Consider the following 21038-nt stretch of genomic DNA (forward strand, 5'->3'; position numbering starts at 1 on the left):
GATGTGCCGAGATCCCGTGATCTCGGCACGGAGCGGTCAGGACGTGCGCAGCAGCGGGGTCATCCGGGACGACGCGTCGTCGTCGAAGATCCGGTCGTGCACGTTCAGCGCGAACCGGTCGGTCATGCCCGAGACGTAGTCGACCACCTGCGTGACCGGGTCGGCGGAGGTGTCGCGGTAGCTGGCCGGGATCAGCTCCGGGTGCGCCAGGTGGTGGTCGACCAGCCGGCGGATGACGGCGATGGCCACGTGCTTCTGCCCCGCCGCGGTCGGTGACTCGTAGACCCGGTGGAACATGAACGCCCGCAGCTCGTGGAACGCCTCGAGCGCGTCGGGGTCCATGACCACGGACCCCGACGTGTTCGCCGGCGACAGGCTGCCCCGGACGACGGCGTCGATCATGGCGCCGACCATCTCCCCGCCCGGCTCGCCGAACACCTCGCGGGTGCGCGCCGGCAGGTCGGCCGGCTGCAGCACCCCGGCGCGGACGGCGTCCTGGGCGTCGTGCGAGAGGTAGGCGATCCGGTCGGCGAAGCGGACGCACTCCCCCTCGTGCGTGGCCGGCGGCGGGGTGATCTTCCAGCTGTGCGCGCGGATGCCGTCGCGCACCTCCCACGTCAGGTTCAGGTGCTCGAGCACCTCCACGATCCGCACGCCCTGCGCCGCGTGGTGCCAGCCGCCGGGCACGTACGGGTCGAACGCGTCCTCGCCGATGTGCCCGAACGGCGAGTGGCCCAGGTCGTGGCCCAGCGCGATCGCCTCGGCCAGGGTCTCGTTCAGCCCGAGCGCGCGGGCCAGCGAGCGGGCGACCTGGGTGACCTGCAGCGTGTGGGTCAGCCGGGTGACGAAGTGGTCGCCGTCGGGGTTGAGGAAGACCTGCGTCTTGTGCTTGAGCCGGCGGAAGGCCTTGGCGTGCAGGATGCGGTCGCGGTCGCGCTCGAACGCCGTCCGCAGCGGGTCCTCCGCCTCGGGGACGGCGCGGCCGCGGATGGCGGTCGACCGGACGGCGGCCGGCGCCAGCGCCGCCTCCGCCGCCTCCCGGGCGGCGCGGTCGTTGAACCGGAACGGACCGCTCACGACCTACAACCCGATGCCGAGCAGGGCGTCGACGGTGTCGCGCACCAGCGCCGGTGCGGTGTCGTCCTCGGCCGCCCCGGCCAGGGTCGCCGCGGCCCACGCGTCGACGGCGGCGATCGCGCCGGGTGAGTCGAGGTCGTCGGCCAGCCGGGCGCGCACCTCGGCCAGCACCGGGAAGCCCGGCGCCCCGGCGGGCGCGGACACCGCCCGCCGCCACGTCGCCAACCGCTCCTCGGCGTCCCCGAGCAGCTGGGCCGTCCACTCCCGGTCGGTGCGGTAGTGCCCCGAGAGCAGGGCCAGCCGGATCGCCATCGGGTCGACCCCGTCGCCGCGCAGCCGCGAGACGAAGACGAGGTTGCCGCGGCTCTTGCTCATCTTCTCGCCGTCGAGACCGATCATCGCCGTGTGCACGTAGGCCCGGGCGAAGGGCTCCTTCACCCCCGTCGTGGCGGCGGTGAGCGCCTCGGCGTGGACGGCGGAGTACTCGTGGTGCGGGAAGACCAGGTCGTTGCCGCCGCCCTGGACGTCGAACCCCGTGCCGATGGTGTCCAGCGCGATGGTGGCGCACTCGATGTGCCAGCCGGGCCGCCCGGCCGTGCCGCGCGGGCCGGGCCACGACGGCTCACCGGGCCGCTCGCCGCGCCACAGCATCGGGTCCAGCTGCTGGCGCTTGCCCGCCCGGTCGGGGTCGCCGCCGCGCTCGGCGAAGTACCGCAGCATCGTCGCCTCGTCGTAGCCCGATTCCGCGCCGAACCCCGGCGCCTGCGCGATGTCGTGGTAGACGTCACCGCTGCCGTCGTCGAGCACGTAGGCCAGCCCGGCGTCGAGCAGCTCCTCGATGTGGCCGACGATCCGCGGGATCGCCTCGACGGCGCCGACGTAGTCGTCGGGCGGGAGCACCCGCAGCGCCGTCATGTCCTCGCGGAACAGCGCCGTCTCGCGCATGCCCAGGACGATCCAGTCCTCGCCGTCGCGCTCGGCGCGCTCGAGCAGCGGGTCGTCGATGTCGGTGACGTTCTGCACGTAGTGGACGGCGTGGCCGGAGTCCCGCCAGAGGCGGTTGACCAGGTCGAACGCCAGGTACGTGGCCGCGTGCCCGAGGTGCGTGGCGTCGTAGGGCGTGATCCCGCAGACGTACATGCGGGCGGTCGACTCCGGTTCGGTCGGCACGACCTCGCCCCGCGCGGTGTCGTGCAGGCGGAGCGCGGGACCGGACCCCGGCAGGGTCGGCAGGAGCGGAGCGGGCCAGGACAGCACGACGTCGAGACTAGAGACCGTCTCCGACGACGCCGGATCCCCGGGCCGGTCCCGGCTGCCCCTACGGTCGCAGTCGGGCGGACGACGGGAGGGGTGCGATGGAGCTCGACGAGTACCTGCCGGTGCTGCAGCGGACGAACGCGCGGTTCGCCGACGCGGCCGCGGAGGCGGTGCTGGCGCACGGCTGGCGGGCCCGGGTCCCCGGCTGCCCCGACTGGGAGCTGGCCGACCTCGTCTGGCACCTGGCCGAGGTGCAGCACTTCTGGGCGTGGGTGGTGCGCACCCGCGCACCGGACCCGACCGGGTACCGCGAGCCCCAGCGCAAGCCGGACGACGAGCTGCTCGGCTTCACCGCGGCCGCCGCTGCCGAGCTGGAGACGGCCCTGGACGGCGCCGACCCGGCCGAGCCGGTGTGGACGTGGGCGCCGCGGCGCGACGTCGCCTTCGTCCTGCGGCGGCAGACCCACGAGGCCGTCGTCCACACCACCGACGTCGAGCAGCTGCTCGGCGCGGTCCGGCCGATCCCCACCGCCGTCGCGCTGGACGGCATCGACGAGTGGCTGGAGGTCATGGCCCCCTCCGCGCTGCCCCAGGGGCCGCCGGAGACGGCGCACCCCGTCGTCCTGCACGCGGTCGACGCCGACGCCGAGCGCACCCTGTTCCCCGGCACGCGGCCGTTCCCCATCGCCACCCTCACCGGCGACGCCGGCGACCTGCTGCTGGCGCTGTGGCGGCGGCTGCCGATGGAGGTGCTCACCGTGCACGGCGACCCCGCGACCGCCGCGGCGATGCTCGACCTGGTGAGGATCGAGTAGCGGTCACGGCCAGGTGGTGGCGTACCTCTCGAACGCCTCGCCGGTCTGGATCCCGACGACGCAGAACACCAGCCCCGCCGGGTCGGTCATCTGCCAGAACCCGCCCATGTCGGCGTGCCGCTTCGCGCCGAGCGCCTCGAGGCGGGCCACCTCGGCGTCGACGTCGTCGGTCTCGATGTCGACGTGCCAGCGCGGCGGCGTCCCCTCCCCCGTGCGCTGCACCGCCACGTGCCAGCCGTCGGCGAAGGAGCCGAGCTCGGTCCACTCCGGCTCGTCCGGGTCGGCGTGGGCGGGGTGGCCGGTGGCGCCCGACCAGAAGTCCCGCCCGGCGTCGTGGGACTCCGGCGGGAGGTCGAGCAGCAGGATCGACAGGCGCGAACGGTGCGGCATGACGGCGATCATGTCCCAGCCCCCGCCGTGATCGCGCGATCTCGGCGGGTCAGGGGCCCTGAGCTGCCGAGATGGCGTGATCTCGGCACCCGGAGGCGGCTCAGAAGGGAGGCCAGGGCAGGGCGGGCCAGTCGCCGGAGGGCTCGGGGTGGCGCCCGGTGCGCAGCAGCTCGGCCACCCGCTGCTGCGTGCGGCGCACCTCCCGGCGGGTGAGGTGCTCGTGCAGCTGCTCGCCCAGGTCGCCGAGGAGGTCGGTCTGCAGCTGCTCCAGCACGGCCACCGCCTCGGCGGGCAGCGGCTTGCCGGCCCAGCGCCACAGCAGCGTGCGCAGCTTGGGGTCGACGGAGAAGCAGATGCCGTGGTCGACGCCGTGCACGTGGCCGTCGGGCATCGGGATGATGTGCCCGCCCTTGCGGTCGGCGTTGTTCACCACCGCGTCGAACACCGCCATCCGGCGCAGCCCGGGGTGGTCGGAGCGCACGAACGCGGCCAGGTCGACGGTCTCGTCGCCGTCGACCCACAGCTGCACCATGCCGGGGCCGAACGGCCCGTCGCGCAGCACGGTGGGCGGCACGATCCGCCAGCCGGTGGCCTCCGACACCAGCGCCGCCGACACCTCCCGCCCGGCCAGCGTGCCGTCGGGGAAGTCCCACAGCGGCCGCTCGCCCGCGACCGGCTTGTAGACGCACTCGGCCTCGAGCGCGGCGGTGCGGATCGTGCCGACCAGGGTCACGTTCGAGGCGTCGAGCATGCGGCCCTCGAGGTCCATGACGCCCTCCAGCAGGAGGGTGCGGGCCTCGGCGTCGTCGGCCGGCCGGCGCAGGCCGGCCGGGGCGACCGGCTCGGGGACGTCGCTCATGGGGCCCCCGGTCAGCGGCGGTAGCCGTTCTGCCGGGGGCAGACGTGCCCGGTCGGGTCCAGCGGCAGCGAGCACAGCGGGCAGGCCGGCCGCCCGGCGGCGATCACCCGGCGCGCCCGGGCCACGAACGCGCGGGCGGCGCCGGGGGTGATGGTCACCCGCAGCGCGTCGGGCCCCTCCTCGGCGTCGGAGAGGATCGCGTCCTCCTCGATCGGCTCGTCGCCGGCGGCCACCGCCTCGACGACGACGGCCTGCGCGTCGCCGTCCCAGGCCAGGCCCATGGCGGCGACCCGGAACTCCTCGTCGACGGGCGGGGTGAGCGGGTCGAGGTCGTCGACGTCGGCGTCGGGCGGGATGACGGTCCCGGCCCGGGCGGCGATCTCGTCGAGCAGCTCGCTCATCCGGTCGGCGAGGATCTGGACCTGCGTCTTCTCGAGGGCGACGCTGACGGTGCGCCCGGTGGCGTCCGAGGCCTGCAGGTAGAAGGTGCGGTCCCCGGGCTGGCCCACCGTGCCGGCGACGAACCGGGTCGGACGATCGAAGAGGTGGACCTGGCGTGGCACGCGCCCCAGGTTACGCGGGCGTCCGCGCTGGTCCACCCGGCGACACCGGGCTCAGGCGCCCGGCCCGGCGCCCCCGCCGACGGTGGCGTCGGAGTCGGCCTTGCGCCGGCGGCGCTTCTTCGGCGGCGGCAGCAGCGCCGCGACGTCCCCGCCGGTGTCGTTCATGCGGACGACGAACGGCCGGGTGTCGGTGTAGCTGACCACCGAGACCGACGCCGGGTCGACGACGATCCGCTGGAACTGGTCGAGGTGCAGGCCGAGCGCGTCGGCGAGCACGGCCTTGATCACGTCGCCGTGGCTGCAGGCGAGCCAGACCGCCTCCGGACCCAGCTTGGCGTTCCACTCGCGCACCGCGGCGACCGCGCGGGCCTGGGTCTGCGCCAGCCCCTCCCCCTCCGGGCCGGGGAAGACGGCGGCGGAGGGGTGCTGCTGCACCACCTTCCACAGCGGCTCCTTGACCAGCTCCTTCAGCGGCCGGCCGGTCCAGTCGCCGTAGCGGCACTCGCCGAGGCGCTCGTCGGTCTGCAGCTCCAGCGCCCGGCCCTCGACGACGGCGCCGGCGGTCTGCACGCAGCGCTCCAGCGGGCTGCTCAGCACCGCGGCCAGCGGCACCGGGGCGAGCCGCTCGGCGACGGCCCGCACCTGCGCCAGGCCGGTCTCGTCGAGCTGCACGCCCGGCGTCCACCCGGCGAGCACGCCGCCGGTGTTGGCCGTCGTCCGCCCGTGGCGCAGCAGGATCACCGTGGTCACGGGCGGAACCCTACGGTCACCGCGGGGACAGGACGCCCGCGCCGACCAGCGCCAGCACCGCCAGGCCCAGCACCACGCGGTAGACGACGAACGGGGTGAAGCTGCCGCGGTCGAGGTAGCGCAGCAGCCAGGCGATCACCGTCAGGCCCACGAAGAAGGCGATGACCGTGGCCAGGATCGTCGGCCCCCAGTCGACCGCGCCCCCGGCCAGGTCGCCGGTGAGCGCCTCGTAGACCTGGAACCCGCCCGACCCGAGCACCGCCGGGATGGCCAGCAGGAACGAGTACCGGGCCGCGGCCGCGCGCGTGTAGCCGAGGAACAGGCCCATCGTGATCGTCCCGCCGGAGCGTGAGACGCCCGGCACCAGCGCCATCGCCTGGGCGAACCCGAAGGCGATGCCGTGGCCCACGGTCAGCTCCTTGAGCTCCCGGTCCTTGCGCCCGACGCGGTCGGCCCAGAAGAGGATCAGCGAGAACGCGACCAGCGCGATCGCGACCACCCGCAGGTCGCGGAACGTCGTCTCGATCCGGTCCTGGAACAGCAGGCCGAGGACGACGATCGGGATGCTGCCGACGATGATCAGCCAGCCCATCCGCGCGTCGGGGTCGCCCTTGCGCTTCCCGGACAGCGACAGCACCCAGGCGGTGACGATCCGGGCGATGTCCCTGCGGAAGTAGAGGAGGACGGCGGCCTCGGTGCCGATCTGCGTGATCGCGGTGAACGCCGCGCCGGGGTCGTCCCAGCCGAACGCCTCACCGACGATGCGCAGGTGGGCGCTGGAGGAGATCGGCAGGAACTCGGTCAGCCCCTGCACCAGACCGAGGACGACGGCTTCGAACCACCCCACGCCGGCTCAGCCCTCGGACGCGGGGACGGCGGACGGGACGGGGCTCGCGGGAGGCACGGGAGATCAGCCTAAGGGGCGCCCGGCGGGGAGCCGGCGCGCCGCTCCGGGGTGGGGACGGTCGCGGGCCGGTGTCGTCCCGCGCCGGTAGGTTGGCCGGTCGTGGAACAACGGGCGCTGGGACGCAGCGGCCTGGTCGTCTCACGGCTGGCGCTGGGGACCATGACCTGGGGCCGCGACACCGACGAGGACGAGGCGGCGACGCAGCTGACCGCCTTCGTCGACGCCGGCGGCACCCTCGTCGACACCGCCGACGTCTACGGCGAGGGCGACAGCGAGCGCACCCTCGGCCGGCTGCTCTCCGACGTCGTGCCCCGCGGTGACGTGCTGGTCGCCACCAAGGCCGTGGGCCGCACCTCCCCCGGCCCGATGGGCCGGGGGGCCTCCCGCGGGCACCTGCTCGGCGCCCTCGACGCCTCCCTCGAGCGGCTCGGCGTCGACCACGTCGACCTGTGGCAGCTGCACGCGTGGGACGAGGCCACCCCGCTGGAGGAGACCCTCGCCGCCTGCGACGCCGCCGTCTCCTCGGGCCGGGCCCGCTACGTCGGGGTGAGCAACTTCACCGGCTGGCAGACCGCCCAGGCCGCCACCTGGCAGCGGGCCTGGCCGGGCCGCACGCCGCTGGTGAGCACCCAGGTCGAGTACTCGCTGCTGCAGCGCGGCGTCGAGCGCGAGGTGGTGCCGGCCGCCGAGGCGCTCGGCCTGGGCGTGCTGCCCTGGTCGCCGCTGGGCCGCGGCATCCTCACCGGCAAGTACCGGCACAGCACCCCCTCGGAGTCCCGCGGCGCCTCGCCGGCCTGGCAGGGCTTCATCGACGGCCTGCGCTCGCCGAAGTCCGACCGGATCGTGGAGGCCGTGATCACGGCCGCCGAGGGCCTGGGCACCACCCCGCTCGCCGTCGCGCTGGCCTGGGTGCGCGACCGGCCCGGCGTCGTGGCGCCGGTCGTCGGCGCCCGGACGGCGACCCAGCTGCAGGCTTCCCTCGACGCCGAGGGGGTGCGGCTGCCGGCCGCCATCCGCACCGCGCTGGAGGACGTCTCGGCGCCGCCGTTCGGCTACCCGGAGAAGCGGCGGTGAGCACCACGGTCACCGAGGACAGGGTCTTCGCCGCCTTCTGCGCGGCCGGGCTGTGGCCGGGCCTGGGCAAGCGGGCGGCGGCCGAGCTGCCCGGCGCCGGCATCACCACCCCCGACGACGTCACCGCCGCCAAGCTGATGAAGCTGCCGCGGGTCGGCAAGCAGCGCGCCGAGCGGCTGTTCTCCAGCTTCCTGGCCGCCGCCCCCGCCTACGAGGTGGTCGGCCTGCTCGTGGGCGCCGGGCTGGAGGCCAAGCTGGCCGCCGGCGTGGCCGACACGCTCGGGCACGACGCCGCCCGCCGGCTGCGCGACGACCCGTGGGCGCTGCTCGGGCTGCCCGGCGTCACGCTGACCGACGCCGACCGGCTGGCGATCGCCATCCTGCCCGGGGCCGACCGGCAGGACAGCCGCCGGGGCCGGGCCATCGTCGCGCAGACCCTCCGCACGGCGACCCGCGACGGGCACACCGTGCTGCCCGCCGAGCTGGTGGTCGCCGCGCTGCGGGCCGAGGGCGTCACCGACCCCGCCGCCGCGATCGCGTCGGCCGTCGAGTCCGGGGACGTGCTGGAGCACGAGCCGCCGTTCGACCCCGAGAGCGAGGAGGAGCCCGACCCCCGGCTCATCTCGTTCTCGCTGGCCCGCTACGGCATGGCCGAGGAGGCCGTGGCCGAGAACGTGCAGCGGCTGCTGGTCACCGCCGAGGCGATCGCCGACCCGGTCTCGGTGCGCTCGGTGGCCAAGGGGCTGGACAAGGCGCAGGCCGAGGCGGTGGCGCAGACCCTCGCCGCCGGCGTCAGCCTGCTCACCGGTGGCCCGGGTACCGGGAAGAGCCGCACCGTCGCCGCCGTGGTCCAGCTGCTGCGCAAGAAGGGCAGCGAGGTGGCGCTGGCCGCCCCCACCGGCCGGGCCGCCAAGCGGCTCGAGGAGCTCACCGACCACCCCGCGGTCACCGTGCACCGGCTGCTCGGCGCGCAGGGCACCACCGGCGGGTTCACCCGCAACGAGGAGTGGCCGCTCGACGCCGACGTCGTCGTGGTCGACGAGGCGTCGATGCTCGACGTCGAGCTGACCGCGGCGCTGCTGGAGGCCTGCCAGGACGGCACCCACCTGCTGCTGGTCGGCGACCCGGCGCAGCTGCCCTCGATCGGGCCCGGCCACGTCCTGGGCGACCTCATCGACTCGGGGGCCGTGCCGGTGACCGAGCTGACCACGCTGTACCGGCAGGCCGAGGGCGGCGCGATCGCCCGCCTGGCGACGGCGGTCCGCGAGGGCGAGCTGCCGCGCGTGGACTCCCCCGACCGCGAGGTGGTCGTCGTCCCGGCGCAGGGCAGCGCCGAGGCCGCCCGGCGGGTGGTGCAGCTGGTCACCGACTCCATCCCGCGGGCGCTGGGCATCCCGGCGGCGTCGGTGCAGGTGGTCACCCCGGTGCACCGCGGGCCGGCGGGCACGATCGAGCTGAACAAGGCGCTCAAGGTGGTGCTCAACCCCGGCGACGGGACGGTGTTCGGCTTCGACGTCGGCGACCGGGTCGTGGCCACCGCCAACCACCTCGACCTGGAGCCGATCGGGTTCGCCAACGGCGAGGTCGGCGTCGTCACCGGGACCGGCGACGGCTCGCTGACCGTCGACTTCTCCTCCGGGCCGGTGACGGTGACCGGCGACGCGCTGCCCGACCTGCGGCACGGGTGGGCGATCACCGTGCACCGCGCGCAGGGCTCGGAGTGGCCCGGCGTCGTCGTCGTGCTGCCGCCGGAGGCCGGCGGGATGCTGTCGCGGCCGCTGGTCTACACCGCGCTGACCCGCGCGCAGCAGCACCTGTCGATCGTGCACGCCAGCGGCGCCGCGCTGGCCCGGGCGGTGCGCGAGGTCGACGTCCGCCCCCGGCGCACCCGGCTCGCCCGGCTGCTGCGGGAAGCCGCCGAGGACGGCGGATAGCGGACGGGAAGTGACCGCTGGGCCTCCTAGCGTCGGTCCATGACCGCGACGCTCGCGGTGCGCACCCTCGACCGGCGGACGCTCAACCGGACCCTGCTCGACCGGCAGCTGCTGCTGGCCCGCAGCGACCTCCCGGTCGCGGCGGTCGTCGACCGGCTGGTGGCGCTGCAGGCGCAGGAGCCGAACTGGCCGCACGTGGGGCTCTGGACCCGGCTCACCTCCTTCGCGCCCGAGGACCTGTCCGCGCTGGTGGCCGACCGGTCGGTCGTGCGAGGACCGGGCCTGCGCGGCACCCAGCACCTGACCGGCGCCGAGGACCACCGGTGGCTGCGGCCCACGCTGCAGCCGCTGTTCGACCGGCTGGCCGCGGCCGCCTGGTTCCGCCGCGGCCTGGCCGGCCACGCCCCGGCCGCCGTCGCGGCCACCGCGGCGGAGGTGATCGGCGGCGACCTCGTGCCGCGCCGCGAGCTGCGGCAGCGCCTGGCCGAGCGGCACCCCGGGGCGGCGCGCGCCCAGCTGGCGGCGGCCGCCGAGCTCCGGCTGCCGCTGGTGCACGACCCGGCCACCAGCGCGTTCGGCGGCTGGTGGTCGCGGTCGGGCATCGCGGTGGCGCACGCCGAGGCGTGGCTGGGCCGGCCCCTGGGTGCGCCCGACCCGCACCGGCTGGTGCTGCGGTACCTGGCCGGGTTCGGGCCGGCCACCGTCATGGACGTGCAGGCGTGGTGCGGCCTGACCCGGCTGCGCGAGGTGCTCGACGCCCTGCGCCCGCAGCTGCGGACCTACCGCGACGAGGCCGGCCGCGAGCTGTTCGACCTGCCGGAGGCGGAGCTCGCCGACCCCGGCTCCCCCGCGCCGGTGCGGTTCCTCCCCGGCTTCGACAACGCGCTGCTCGCGCACGCCGACCGCTCCCGGGTGCTCCCCGACGAGGCCCGCGGCCGGGTGCTGCCCGGGTACGCGAACGTGCTGCCGACCTTCCTCGTCGACGGCTTCGTGGCCGGCACCTGGAGCTGGGCGGACGGCGCGGTGCACCTGGCGCCGTTCCACCCGCTGCGCGCCGACGACGCCGTCGCGGTCGAGGCGGAGGCGGCGCGCCTCACCGCGTTCCTCGAGCGGTAGCGGTCAGCCCGGCGCGCGCACGCCGCAGGTCAGGGCCCGCATGGCCGCGCCGAGCTGGCCGGGGCAGGTGAGCGGCCGCGGGAACGCCAGGCGGACGTCCTGCTGCCCGCCGGCCCGCTCGATCCGCAGGCGCAGCCCGAACCGGTCCAGGCCGAGGGGCCGGACGACGTCGCCGGGCCCGACCTGCCCGGCCGGGATCGCGGCGGTGAGCAGGGCGAGGAACTCGGGGTGGTCGCGGTCGAGGTGGGCCAGGGTGGCCGCCTCGACGGCGGCGAGCGGGTCGGGAGCGGCGGCGGCGAACTCCTCGGGGCCGACCTCGGCGACCGCGCTGCCCTCGCGCAGCACGATCTCGGCGAGGTCGAGGCGCAGCAGCGTCGCCGTGGTGCCGACGTCGAGCAGGGCGTGCGAGGGACGGACGTCGGCGAAGGCGAGCAGGGCGTCGCGCACGTCCCGCTCCGGCACCGGCGTCGCCCAGCCGGAGAGCCACATCTGGGCGCGCACCGGCCGGCGCAGCGAGACCGGTGCCCGGTCGCTGACCATGACCAGCGCCGACAGGTCGCGCTGCGGCGAGGCCGCGACGGCGGTGGCCAGCTCGCCGGCGGCCGGCACCACCAGCAGCACCTGGCCGTCGGCGGTCACCGCGTGCGCCAGGGGCAGGCTCGCCTCGACCCCGGTGGCGCAGACGGTCGCCTGCGGGCCGGCGGCCACGGTGCGGGCGCGCTCGGCCGGCCCCGGTCGCACGACGCGGGTGGCCGGGCCGTCGGGTCGGGTGGTCATGGCGCCCCCTCGGATCGAGTTAGGGGAGCCTAACCAAAGTCAGCGCGCAGTGGGAAGTGCGCGGTCGCCGGCGGTCAGCTGAGGACGTCGTCCTCGTCCAGCGGGACGTCGGCCTCCTGCTCGAGGACGTCGGCGGCGTCGGCCTCGCGGTCCCCCACCGGCCGCAGCGGCGCACCGGCCTCCCCCGGGCGCGCGGCCAGCTGCTGCTCGAGCGCGTCGGCCTCGGGCACGTCCTCCCCCGGCCCGCGGGCGTCCCCGGCCGAGGTCACCGCCGGCGGGTCGAGGAGCGCCTCCTGCTCGGCGCGGTCGGCGTCGGGCACGTCGGTGCCGGGCTCGGTCACGTCGTCCTCCTCGGGAGTCGGGTGCCCGTCCATCGTGCCGCCCGGGCCGGCCCGCCGGCAGACCGGGGTCGCGCGGCCGGATGACGAACGGGTGACGGCCCGGCGAACCGGGGGCACAATCGGCCGCATGGAGGCGGTCGCGGATTGGGAGTTCGCGCCGCTGCGGATCCCGGCGGGCACGTCCCGATCCGCAGCGGCGACCATGCTGAGCCTGCAGGCCGAGACCGGCGGCTGGGAGCTCGCCCGTCTCCAGCTGCACGCCGACGGCACCCGCAAGGTCATCCTGCGGCGCCGCTCGCGGCTCTCCTACCTCCCCAAGCCCGTCACCTGACCGGGGTGTACGGCCCGGTCGGCACCGGGTGGTACCCCTTGGCGCCCACCGCGTCGGCCAGCGCGCTGCGCGGCGGCCTCCCCGCGCGCAGCAGGTCCAGCGCCCGCCGGAAGTCGTAGGCCGGCTCCCAGCCCAGCTCCGCCCGCGCCCGCTCGTTGACGTACACCCGGTCGACCGACGGGAACATCCGCCAGCCGCGCTCCGCGTACACCTCGGCGGCGTCGGGGAACAGCCGCGCCACCACGGCCGAGGCGTCGCGGCGCAGCTCGGGCAGGTCGGCCGGGGAGAACGGCGTGGTCGCGCTGACCACGTAGCGGCCGAAGCCCAGCTCCGGCGCCCGGTCGAGCGCCGCCAGGTGCGCCCCCACGACGTCGGCGAGGTCGATCCGCCGGTACAGCAGCTCGTTGACCTTGACGTTCTCGTCGGCGTAGGCGCCGCGCACCCGGTCGTCGTCGTCCCCCTCGGGGAAGAACCGGGAGGTCCGCAGGACGACGACCGGCAGCCCCTCGTCGCGGGCCACGAGCTCGCAGAGGTCCTCGGCGGCGACCTTGGTCACGCCGTAGACGTTGCGCGGCCTCGGGACGACGTCCTCGGTGACCCACGCGGCCGGCTCCCCCGTCGCCGGGGTGAGCGCGCGGCCGAAGGCGCTGGTCGTGCTGGTGAACACGAACCGGCCGACGCCCCCGGCGACCGCGGCCTCGAGCAGGGTCAGCGTGCCGGTCACGTTGGTGTCGACGAACGCCTGCCGGTCGTGCGAGCCCACGTGCGGCTTGTGCAGCGTCGCCGCGTGCAGCACCGCGTCGGCGCCGTCCACGGCGGCCCGGACGGCGCCGCCGTCGGTGACCGAGGCGACGACGTCGGTGTGCGGTGAGGGCAGCCGGTCGAGGCCGGTGACCTCGTGCCCGGCGGCGCCCAGCTCGCGGACGAGCGCCTCGCCGAGGTGGCCCGAGCTGCCGGTGACCAGGATGCGCACGGCCCCCTGCCTACCAGGCCGCGGTTCTGCCATCGTGTCCCCACCGCGAGAGGAGCGGGACGTGGGCGCAGAACCGGGGCAGCCGACGCTCATCCAGTCGGTGCAGCGGGCACTGCGGCTGCTCGAGATCATCGCCGAGCACGACGGCCGGGCCCGCGCCAAGGAGGTCGCCCGCGCCGCCGGGCTCCCGCTGCCCACGACCTACCACCTGCTGCGCACCTGCGCCCACGAGGGCTGGCTGCAGCGGCTCGCCGACGGCTCGTACGTGCTCGGCCACCGGATCGACGTCGTCCTCCGGCACGGGACTGCGGCCCGCGGGCTGGCCTCGGCCCGCCCGGCCCTGGAGTGGCTGCGCGACGAGCTCGGCGGCGCCGTCTACCTGGCCCGCTACGTCGACGGCGAGATCGTCGTGGCCGACATCGTCGACGGCCCCCGCGCGCCGCGGATCGACCTGTGGGTCGGCATCCACGACGCCGGGCACGCCACCGCGCTGGGCAAGTGCATCCTCGGCCAGCTGCCGGCCGCGGCCCGCGAGGAGTACTTCGGCCGCCACCCGCTGCACGACCTGACGCCGCGGACCGTGGTGGACCGGCGCCGGCTGCGGCTGCCGGCGGCCGGGGACGTCGCGGTGGACGACGGCGAGTACGCGGTCGGCGTGCGCTGCCTGGGTGCGGCCGTGGTCGACCCGGACGGCGTCGGCGCGGTCGCCGTCGTCACCCCGGTGCCCGACCCCGGCCGGCGGCGCGCCCTGCTGACCGGTGCCGCCCGGGTGTCGCGGGCGCTGGGCATCGCGGTCTGATCGCCATCTGAAATCTCGCCCCTGGCGGCGCCCGCGGGCGCCGGTCGACCATCCGGCCATGAGCGCTGCCGCGACCCCGGACTGGGCGGTGCGCGCCCTCGCCGACGTCTACGACCCGTGCTGCCGCGAGAAGGGCATCTCGGTCGTCGACATGGGCCTGCTCCGCTCGGTCACCCTGCACGGCGGGCACGCCCGCGTGGAGCTGCTGCTCACCTCCGGCTGGTGCCCGTTCGCGGCCCGGGTGCTCGGCGACGTCGAGGCGGCGATCGCCGGCTCCCCCGGCGTCGACACCTGCGAGGTCGAGATCGTCTGGGACGAGGCGTGGACGACCGACCGGCTGTCGCCCTCCGCCGCCCGCACGCTCCGCTTCCTGCCCGACCCGGTCGCCGCCGGCGACCGGGAGGAGTACCTCACCCGCCTGGAGGTCCGCCGTGATCGGTGACGCGTTCGTCTTCGACGGGGTGGCGCACCCCTTCAACTTCACCGCGAAGAACGCCTACGGCTCGGCCGGGACGATGTTCATGAACCACCTGTACGCCTTCCACCAGGTGCTCACCCCCGACGACGAGCCGAAGCTGTCGGCCGAGCAGTACCTCAAGGAGTGGACCCCGGCCGACATCCGCCAGATGGTCTACGACGAGTCCGACACCGACATGCTCGTCGCGATGCCGCTGCCGCTGACCGACCTGTTCCGCGACGGGCTCTCGCCGTGGGAGACCTGCGCCGAGCTGGCCGCCCGCGACCCCGACCGCACCGTGTTCTGGGGCTCGGTGAACCCGCTGGAGGGGCGCCGGGCGATCGACCTGATGGAACGGCAGGTCGGCGAGTTCGGCGCCAAGGCGTTCAAGTTCTACAACGTCCGCTACGACTACGGCTCGCCGTTCCCGTGGCGCATGGACGACCCGCAGGTCGCCTTCCCCGTGTTCGAGAAGGCGCAGGAGCTGGGCGTGGACCTCATCGGCGTGCACAAGGGCGTGCCGCTGGGGCCGCAGCCGGTCGAGGCCACCCAGACCTGGGACATGGACGGCGCAGCGGCCAACTTCCCCGACCTCAACTTCGTGATCTTCCACGTCGGGCTGCCGTTCCTCGACGAGGTGTGCTGGCAGCTCATCCGCCACCCGAACCTGTACGCCTCGCTGGCGGCGACGATCAACTTCGTCGTCCGGGCGCCGCGGATGTTCGCCGAGGTGCTGGGCAAGCTGCTGTTCTGGTGCGGGGAGGACAAGATCGTCTACGGGTCGGAGGCGCCGATCTGGCAGCCGCAGTGGGCGCTGCGGGCGTTCATGGACTTCTCCATCCCGCAGGACCTGTGCGAGGGCTACGGCTACCCGCAGCTGACCGACCAGGCCAAGCGCAAGATCCTCGGCGAGAACCTGCTGCGGCTGCACGGCATGGACGTCGAGGCGACGAAGGCCCGCCTGGGCAGGCCGCAGGCCCACTGAGAGAAGGACCCCGCTGGCCCCCGCCACTCGCGGGCTCGCGGCGGGCCCCTGCAGCGGGGCCACCCTCAGGGGATCAGCACGACCTTGCCGACGGTGCCGCGTTCGCCGAGCGCCTCCAGGGCCTGGGGCGCCTCGGCCAGCGGCAGCGTGCGGCCGACCAGGGGGTCGATGTGGCCCTCGGCCCAGAGCCGGTCGAGCTCCTCGTGCACCAGGCCGAACAGCGCCGGATCGTGCTTGCGGTACAGCCCCCAGTGCAGCCCGACGACGCTGTAGTTCTTCACCAGCACGTGGTTGGCCGGCACCGCGGGGATGCGGCCGCTGGTGAAGCCGACGACCAGCAGCCGGCCCTCGAAGGCGATGCACCTCCGGCTCCGGTCGAACACGTCCCCGCCGACCGGGTCGTAGACGACGTCCGCGCCGGAACCGGACGTCACGTCCTCGACCACCTCCACGAAGTCCTGGCTGGTGTAGTCGACGGCGTGGTCGGCGCCGAGCTGCCGGCAGACCTCCACCTTGTCCGCGCCCCCGGCGGTGGCGATCACCCGCGCGCCGGCGGCCTTGCCCAGCTGGATCGCCGCCGAGCCGACGCCGCCGGCGCCGGCGTGCACGAGCAGCCACTCCCCCGCCTGCAGGTGCGCCCGGCGGTGCAGGCCGACCCAGCCGGTGGAGTAGGTGAGGTACAGCGCCGCGGCCTTGTCGTCGGGCATGCCCTCGGGCACCGGGAACGCCCGGTCGGCGTCCACGAGCGCGTACTCGGCGAAGGCGCCGGGTCCGCCCGACGGCGAGGCGAGCACCCGCTGCCCGGTGCCCTCGACCTCGCCGCACAGCTCGAGGCCCGGCGTGTACGGCAGCGGCGGCCGCTCCTGGTACCCGCCCCGGGCCATGAGGACGTCGGGGAAGTTCAGCGCGGCGGCCCGGACCCTGACCAGCAGCTGCCCCTCCCCCGGCGTCGGCCGGTCGACCTCGTCGAGGGTCATCACCGCGGTGGGCTCGCCGAGCTCGTGGACCCGCCATGCGCGCATGCCCGCGACCCTGCCAGGTGGCCCGCGCGGTGCGCGGGTCGGGCGGTCACAGCCGGGTCAGCACCCGTTCCTCGTGCCGGTGGCCGATCGTCTCGTAGCCGACGACGGTCACCCACGGGGTGAGCGCGAGGACGGCGAGGCACCACACCAGCGGCGCGCCCGCGGCGGCCATCGCCAGCGCGGCACCCACCACCAGCGCGGAGCCGGCCAGCAGCAGCAGGTGGAACGGGTCGAAGGTGCGGGTGAGCTGGTCGTAGAGGGCGTAGGTCGACAGCACGTACACGGCCACCGGGACGGCGACGCCGAGCACCGTCCCCATGGTCCCCAGCGCGCTGTGGTGCTCCACGTAGTACGCGGCGACGTGCAGCCCGGCGCCCACCCCGACCGCCGCCCCGAACAGCACGATGTGCCCGTAGCCCCACCCGAACCCGCGCTCGCGGTGCCGGTGCAGCACCTCGCCGAAGGGCAGCACGAAGTACGTCCACCACATGCCGAAGGTCAGCGCCGTCCCGGCCAGCCCGAGGACCACCACGTCGGCCGACCAGCCGGGGCCGTCCGGCCCGATGATCGCGGCCAGCGCCACGGTGGTGCCGAGCAGGCCTTCGCCGAGGGTGATGATCACCAGCAGGCCGTACCGCTCGGCGATGTGGTGGGCGTGCCAGGGGGTGCCGCCCCTGAGCTTCTCGGCGATCACCGGCCCGGCCAGCTCGACGAGCACCAGCACGACCACCCAGAGCAGGGTGACCAGCAGCGAGGTCTCGGCGATCAGCAGGGCGATCCAGCCGGCCTGCGCGACCGAGATCGCGACCGCGTAGGTGCGGCAGACGCGGCGCCGGTCGGGGTCCTGCCGGGCGGCGCGCAGCCACTGGAAGACCATCGCCAGCCGCATGACGACGTAGCCGCCGACCATGACGCGGTTGTCGATGGTGGCGCCCTCGTCGATGGACGCGAAGACCGGCGGCAGGCCGAGCGCCAGGATCAGCACGCCGACCATCTGCACCATGGTCGTGAGCCGGAAGACCCAGTCGTCGGTGTCGTAGGCCGAGGCGAACCACGAGAAGTTGATCCACGCCCACGCGATGGCGAAGACGGCGATGCCGAAGCCGACGAGGCCGGCGAAGGCGTGCCCCTCGGCCAGGTAGTGGGCGAGCTCGTTGCCCGCGGTGCCGAACGCGATGACGAAGGTCAGGTCGAACAGCAGCTCCAGCGGCGTGGCGACGCGGTGCTCCTGCTGCGGGTCGCGCCCGCCCATGCGCATGCGGTGGTGTGCCCGGGACACGGCCATGGCGGGCAGTCTGGCAAGGACCGCGCGCCCGCGACCAGCCCCGGGCCGGGCGTTCAGCGCATGGACGGCGGGCGCAGCGCCTCGGGGACGACGGCGGTCTCGCCGGCCGCCGTCCGGGCCGCGGGCACGCCCTTGAACGTGTAGGGCACCGTGCCCACCCCGGGCTGGACGACGTAGGCCGCGCCCGGCTCGCCCGACTCCCAGGCCATGACCATCGCGTCGGCCACCTCGCCGGCGCTGAGCACCGGGAAGTCGGCGGCGGTGAAGTGCTCGCGGATGCGGTCGATGATCGCCGTGTCGGCGAAGCCGGGGCAGATCGCGGTGATCGTCGTCCCCTCGGCGGCCAGCCGCGGGGCCATCGAGCGGACGAAGGCGATCGCCCCGCTCTTGGCCACGCTGTAGCCGGGGTCGCCGGCCATGGGCGACAGGCCGGCCAGCGACGCCGTCACCACGATCGCTCCCCCGCCGGCGCGGGCGATCGCCGGGCGGGCCGCGACCGCGCCGTACACGACGCCGAACAGGTCGATGTCGACGACGCGCACGAACTCCTCGAGGTCGAGCTCGCCCTCCGACTTCTCCGCGGAGATGCCGGCGTTGAGGTAGGCGGCGTCCAGCCGGCCGTGCTCGGCCTCGATCCGGGCGACGACGGCCTCGTTGGCGGCGCGGTCGGTGACGTCCAGCGGCAGGAACGGGCAGCCGAGGTCGGCGGCGACCGACCGGTTGCGCTCGCTGTCGAGGTCGGTGAGGACGACGGTGACCTCGCGCTCGCGCAGCTTCGCGGCGAGGGCGCGGCCGAAGCCGCCGGTCCCTCCCGTGATCATCGCGACCGATCCGGGGCCAGGGGTGTGCTGGGTCACCCCCGCATCAGATCAGACGGCGCGGAGGAACCGGTCGAGCACCCGGATGCCGAACTGCAGCGACTCGACCGGGACCCGCTCGTCGATGCCGTGGAAGAGCGAGGCGAAGTCGAGGTCCGGCGGCAGCCGCAGCGGCGAGAAGCCGAAGCAGCGCATGCCGAGGCGCTCGAAGCTCTTGGCGTCGGTGCCGCCGCTCATCGTGAACGGCACGGGCCGCGCACCGTCGTCCTCGGCCTTGAGCGCGGCGACCATCTGGTCGACCAGCGGGCCGTCGAACGTCGTCTCCACCGCCTGGTCGTGGACGATCCACTCGCGCTGGACGCCCTCGCCGATGAGCGAGGCGAGCTGCCGCTCGAACTCCTCCTCCTGGCCGTGGAGGAAGCGGCCGTCGACGGTGGCCGAGGCCGAGCCGGGGATGACGTTGGCCTTGTAGCCGGCGTCGAGCATCGTCGGGTTGGCCGTGTTGCGCAGGGCGGCGCCGATCATGCGGGCGATCGAGCCGAGGCGGGCCAGCGCCTCGTCGGGCTGGTCGGGGTCGATCTCGACGCCGTAGGCCTCGCTCACCGCGTCGAGGAACTGGCGCATCGGCGGGGTGAGCACGGTGGGCAGGCGGGCCGAGCCGATCCGGGCGACCGCCTCGCACAGCCGGGTGACGGCGTTGTCGTCGTGCACGAACGAGCCGTGCCCCGGCCGGCCGCCCGCGGTCAGCCGCATCCAGGCCAGCCCCTTCTCGGCGGTCTGGACGAGGTAGAGGCGCAGGTCGTCGCGGACGGTGATGGAGAAGCCGCCGACCTCGCTGATCGCCTCGGTGCACCCCTCGAACAGGTCGGGGTGCTCCTCGACGAGGAAGCGCGCACCCAGCCGGCCGCCGGCCTCCTCGTCGGCCACGTACGCCAGCACGACGTCGCGCGGCGGCTGCACCCCCGTGCGGGCCCACTCGCGCACCAGCGCCAGCACCATCGCGTCCATGTCCTTCATGTCGACGGCGCCGCGGCCCCACACGTGACCGTCGCGCTGCTCACCGGAGAACGGGTGCACGCTCCACTCGGCCGGGTCGGCGGGGACGACGTCGAGGTGCCCGTGCACGAGCAGCGCCGGGCGGCTGCGGTCCGCGCCGGGGATGCGCGCCACCAGGCTGGCCCGGCCGCGCTCGGACTCGTGGAGGACCGAGTCGATGCCGACCTCGTCGAGCTTGCCCGCGACCCACTCGGCCGCGGTCCGCTCCCCCGCGCTGGTGGCGGTGTCGCCGGTGTTGGTCGTGTCGATGCGGATCAGCTCGCTGAGGAGGTCCGCGACCTCGGCCTGGGCCGGCGATACCGCTGGGGTGCTCACCGGTCGAGCCTAGGTCGCGGCCGCATCACCCGGCCGGGTGACCCGGCCTCGACCTGGGCCAAGCCGGTGCCGATGCCTCCGGCATGAGGATGCCGAGCGCGCTGCGGGCCCGTGACCCCCGCGCCGCCGCCCGCAGTGCGGTGCTGATCCTCGCCGTCTGCGCGACGGCGCTGGCGGGCCTGACCCTCGTCGAGGGCGCCGACCGGCCCGCCCAGGTGGTGTCGTGGGCAGGTGTGCTCGCGCTGCTCGGTGCCGCCGCCGTCTGCCGCTTCGTGCAGCCGGAGCGCCTCGACCGCGTGGGCGTCTGCGTGGCGCTGGCGCTCGGCGGGGTCCTGCTGGCCAGCTCGCTGAACTTCCTGACCGAGGACACGAGCATCACGGGGCAGTCCTTCCTGGCCTTCCCCGTGCTCTGGGCCGCGTCGCACCTCCGGCGGGGCGCCGTCGTGCTGGCGACCGGCATCGCGGTGGCCGCCGACGCGCTGACCCTCGGCCTGCTGCAGCCCCTGGAGCAGGCGGCGACCGACCTCGCCTTCTTCGGGGCGGTGCTGCTGGTCATGTCGGTGATGCTGGTGCGCGCCAACGAGACGCAGGAGCGGCTGGTCAGCGCGCTGCAGCAGCAGGCGACCGTCGACTCGCTGACCGGCCTGGTCAACCGCCGGGTCTTCGACGACGCCCTCGGGACGGCGCTGGGCGCGCCGAGCGGGGCGGGCACCGGGCTGGTGCTCGTCGACGTCGACGCCTTCAAGACCATCAACGACTCGCACGGGCACCCGGTCGGCGACGAGGTCCTGGTCCACCTGGCCCGGATCCTGCGCGCCGCCGTGCGGGCCGACGACGCCGTCCACTCCCGGCTCGGTGGCGACGAGCTCGCCGTCCTGCTGCCCGGCTGCACCGCCGAGGTCGCCGCCCGTCGCGCCGAGGAGCTGCTGGCCGCCGTCCGCTCGGCGCCGCTGACCCTGTCCGACGGCACGCTGCTGGCGCTGTCGATCAGCGTCGGCGTCGCCCACTCGGGTGCGCCGTCCCCGGACGACGAGCGGACGCTGTACTCCGCGGCGGACGCCGCGCTCTACCAGGCGAAGCGGGCCGGGCGCGGCCGGGTGGCCGTCGCCGCTCGCTGACCGGTCAGGTCGTCACCCA

23 protein-coding genes are annotated in these 21038 nt (G+C 75.2%); 9 read left to right on the top strand and 14 right to left on the bottom strand.

Annotated elements, in window-relative coordinates:
* Positions 1 to 36: 36 nt before the first annotated feature.
* Positions 37 to 1077, bottom strand: coding sequence for an HD domain-containing protein (locus ACI8AF_RS25240; RefSeq protein ID WP_456542528.1), 1041 nt, complete (start codon positions 1075 to 1077; stop codon positions 37 to 39).
* 3 nt (positions 1078 to 1080) lie between these two features.
* Entirely contained in the window at positions 1081 to 2334 is a 1254-nt protein-coding gene (gene mshC, locus ACI8AF_RS25245; RefSeq protein ID WP_456542529.1) for a cysteine--1-D-myo-inosityl 2-amino-2-deoxy-alpha-D-glucopyranoside ligase, read from the bottom strand.
* A gap of 98 nt (positions 2335 to 2432) precedes the next feature.
* Here mshC and ACI8AF_RS25250 point away from each other — a divergent pair, with 98 nt between their 5' ends.
* Positions 2433 to 3149, top strand: coding sequence for a maleylpyruvate isomerase family mycothiol-dependent enzyme (locus ACI8AF_RS25250; protein WP_456542530.1), 717 nt, complete (start codon positions 2433 to 2435; stop codon positions 3147 to 3149).
* Between the two features lie 3 nt (positions 3150 to 3152).
* On the opposite strand, the gene ACI8AF_RS25255 is transcribed toward ACI8AF_RS25250, so the two are convergent.
* The 5 genes from ACI8AF_RS25255 to ACI8AF_RS25275 form a co-directional block, all read right to left on the bottom strand.
* Positions 3153 to 3539, bottom strand: coding sequence for a VOC family protein (locus tag ACI8AF_RS25255; RefSeq protein ID WP_456542531.1), 387 nt, complete (start codon positions 3537 to 3539; stop codon positions 3153 to 3155).
* Positions 3540 to 3639: 100 nt separating this feature from the next.
* Entirely contained in the window at positions 3640 to 4398 is a 759-nt protein-coding gene (locus ACI8AF_RS25260; protein WP_456542532.1) for an SCO1664 family protein, read from the bottom strand.
* Positions 4399 to 4409: 11 nt separating this feature from the next.
* Positions 4410 to 4961, bottom strand: coding sequence for a DUF3090 family protein (locus tag ACI8AF_RS25265; protein ID WP_456542533.1), 552 nt, complete (start codon positions 4959 to 4961; stop codon positions 4410 to 4412).
* Between the two features lie 51 nt (positions 4962 to 5012).
* On the bottom strand, positions 5013 to 5711 hold the full coding sequence (locus ACI8AF_RS25270) for a histidine phosphatase family protein (protein ID WP_456542534.1): 699 nt from the start codon (positions 5709 to 5711) through the stop codon (positions 5013 to 5015).
* Between the two features lie 16 nt (positions 5712 to 5727).
* Entirely contained in the window at positions 5728 to 6558 is an 831-nt protein-coding gene (locus ACI8AF_RS25275; protein ID WP_456542535.1) for an undecaprenyl-diphosphate phosphatase, read from the bottom strand.
* 159 nt (positions 6559 to 6717) lie between these two features.
* Between ACI8AF_RS25275 and ACI8AF_RS25280 the strand changes: the two genes are divergently transcribed.
* From ACI8AF_RS25280 to ACI8AF_RS25290, 3 genes are read left to right on the top strand one after another with little or no spacing between them, the layout of a single operon-like run.
* Positions 6718 to 7692: an aldo/keto reductase gene (locus ACI8AF_RS25280; protein ID WP_456542536.1), complete on the top strand. Its 975-nt coding sequence runs from the start codon at positions 6718 to 6720 to the stop codon at positions 7690 to 7692.
* Positions 7689 to 9626, top strand: coding sequence for an AAA family ATPase (locus tag ACI8AF_RS25285; protein WP_456542537.1), 1938 nt, complete (start codon positions 7689 to 7691; stop codon positions 9624 to 9626). The genes ACI8AF_RS25280 and ACI8AF_RS25285 overlap by 4 nt, the downstream gene beginning before the upstream one ends.
* A gap of 39 nt (positions 9627 to 9665) precedes the next feature.
* Entirely contained in the window at positions 9666 to 10742 is a 1077-nt protein-coding gene (locus tag ACI8AF_RS25290; RefSeq protein WP_456542538.1) for a winged helix DNA-binding domain-containing protein, read from the top strand.
* A 3-nt stretch (positions 10743 to 10745) separates the two neighbouring features.
* Here ACI8AF_RS25290 and ACI8AF_RS25295 read toward each other — a convergent pair whose 3' ends face one another.
* Positions 10746 to 11519 carry a DUF2470 domain-containing protein gene (locus tag ACI8AF_RS25295; protein WP_456542539.1) on the bottom strand — a complete coding sequence of 258 codons (774 nt, stop codon included), beginning with the start codon at positions 11517 to 11519 and terminating at the stop codon, positions 10746 to 10748.
* A 74-nt stretch (positions 11520 to 11593) separates the two neighbouring features.
* Positions 11594 to 11860: a hypothetical protein gene (locus tag ACI8AF_RS25300; protein ID WP_456542540.1), complete on the bottom strand. Its 267-nt coding sequence runs from the start codon at positions 11858 to 11860 to the stop codon at positions 11594 to 11596.
* Positions 11861 to 11987: 127 nt separating this feature from the next.
* On the opposite strand from ACI8AF_RS25300, the gene ACI8AF_RS25305 reads away from it, so the two are divergent.
* Positions 11988 to 12191, top strand: coding sequence for a DUF5703 family protein (locus ACI8AF_RS25305; RefSeq protein ID WP_456542541.1), 204 nt, complete (start codon positions 11988 to 11990; stop codon positions 12189 to 12191).
* On the opposite strand, the gene ACI8AF_RS25310 is transcribed toward ACI8AF_RS25305, so the two are convergent.
* Positions 12184 to 13164, bottom strand: coding sequence for an NAD-dependent epimerase/dehydratase family protein (locus ACI8AF_RS25310; protein ID WP_456542542.1), 981 nt, complete (start codon positions 13162 to 13164; stop codon positions 12184 to 12186). The two genes, ACI8AF_RS25305 and ACI8AF_RS25310, sit on opposite strands and share 8 nt — an antisense overlap.
* A 61-nt stretch (positions 13165 to 13225) precedes the next feature.
* Here ACI8AF_RS25310 and ACI8AF_RS25315 point away from each other — a divergent pair, with 61 nt between their 5' ends.
* From ACI8AF_RS25315 to ACI8AF_RS25325, 3 genes are read left to right on the top strand one after another with little or no spacing between them, the layout of a single operon-like run.
* Positions 13226 to 13963 carry an IclR family transcriptional regulator gene (locus tag ACI8AF_RS25315; protein WP_456542543.1) on the top strand — a complete coding sequence of 246 codons (738 nt, stop codon included), beginning with the start codon at positions 13226 to 13228 and terminating at the stop codon, positions 13961 to 13963.
* 58 nt (positions 13964 to 14021) lie between these two features.
* Complete coding sequence (locus ACI8AF_RS25320) at positions 14022 to 14405, top strand: metal-sulfur cluster assembly factor (RefSeq protein ID WP_456542544.1); 384 nt, start codon at positions 14022 to 14024, stop codon at positions 14403 to 14405.
* Entirely contained in the window at positions 14395 to 15405 is a 1011-nt protein-coding gene (locus tag ACI8AF_RS25325) for an amidohydrolase family protein (protein ID WP_456542545.1), read from the top strand. Before ACI8AF_RS25320 ends, ACI8AF_RS25325 begins: the two co-directional genes overlap by 11 nt.
* Positions 15406 to 15470: 65 nt before the next feature.
* Here the strand turns inward: ACI8AF_RS25325 and ACI8AF_RS25330 are convergent, their stop codons facing one another.
* The 4 genes from ACI8AF_RS25330 to ACI8AF_RS25345 are packed head-to-tail and all read right to left on the bottom strand — an operon-like array spanning position 15471 to position 19901.
* Positions 15471 to 16427 (bottom strand): NADPH:quinone oxidoreductase family protein, encoded by a 957-nt coding sequence (locus ACI8AF_RS25330; RefSeq protein WP_456542546.1) that lies wholly within the window; start codon positions 16425 to 16427, stop codon positions 15471 to 15473.
* A gap of 46 nt (positions 16428 to 16473) precedes the next feature.
* A complete protein-coding gene (locus ACI8AF_RS25335) occupies positions 16474 to 17712 on the bottom strand; it encodes a low temperature requirement protein A (protein ID WP_456542547.1) in 1239 nt (412 codons plus the stop codon).
* A gap of 53 nt (positions 17713 to 17765) precedes the next feature.
* On the bottom strand, positions 17766 to 18533 hold the full coding sequence (locus ACI8AF_RS25340; RefSeq protein ID WP_456542548.1) for an SDR family oxidoreductase: 768 nt from the start codon (positions 18531 to 18533) through the stop codon (positions 17766 to 17768).
* Between the two features lie 48 nt (positions 18534 to 18581).
* Positions 18582 to 19901 carry a M20/M25/M40 family metallo-hydrolase gene (locus ACI8AF_RS25345; RefSeq protein WP_456542549.1) on the bottom strand — a complete coding sequence of 440 codons (1320 nt, stop codon included), beginning with the start codon at positions 19899 to 19901 and terminating at the stop codon, positions 18582 to 18584.
* Between the two features lie 83 nt (positions 19902 to 19984).
* Between ACI8AF_RS25345 and ACI8AF_RS25350 the strand changes: the two genes are divergently transcribed.
* Positions 19985 to 21019: a GGDEF domain-containing protein gene (locus tag ACI8AF_RS25350; RefSeq protein ID WP_456542550.1), complete on the top strand. Its 1035-nt coding sequence runs from the start codon at positions 19985 to 19987 to the stop codon at positions 21017 to 21019.
* Positions 21020 to 21038 lie beyond the last annotated feature (19 nt).

The organism is Blastococcus sp. SYSU D00669 (assembly GCF_054050715.1).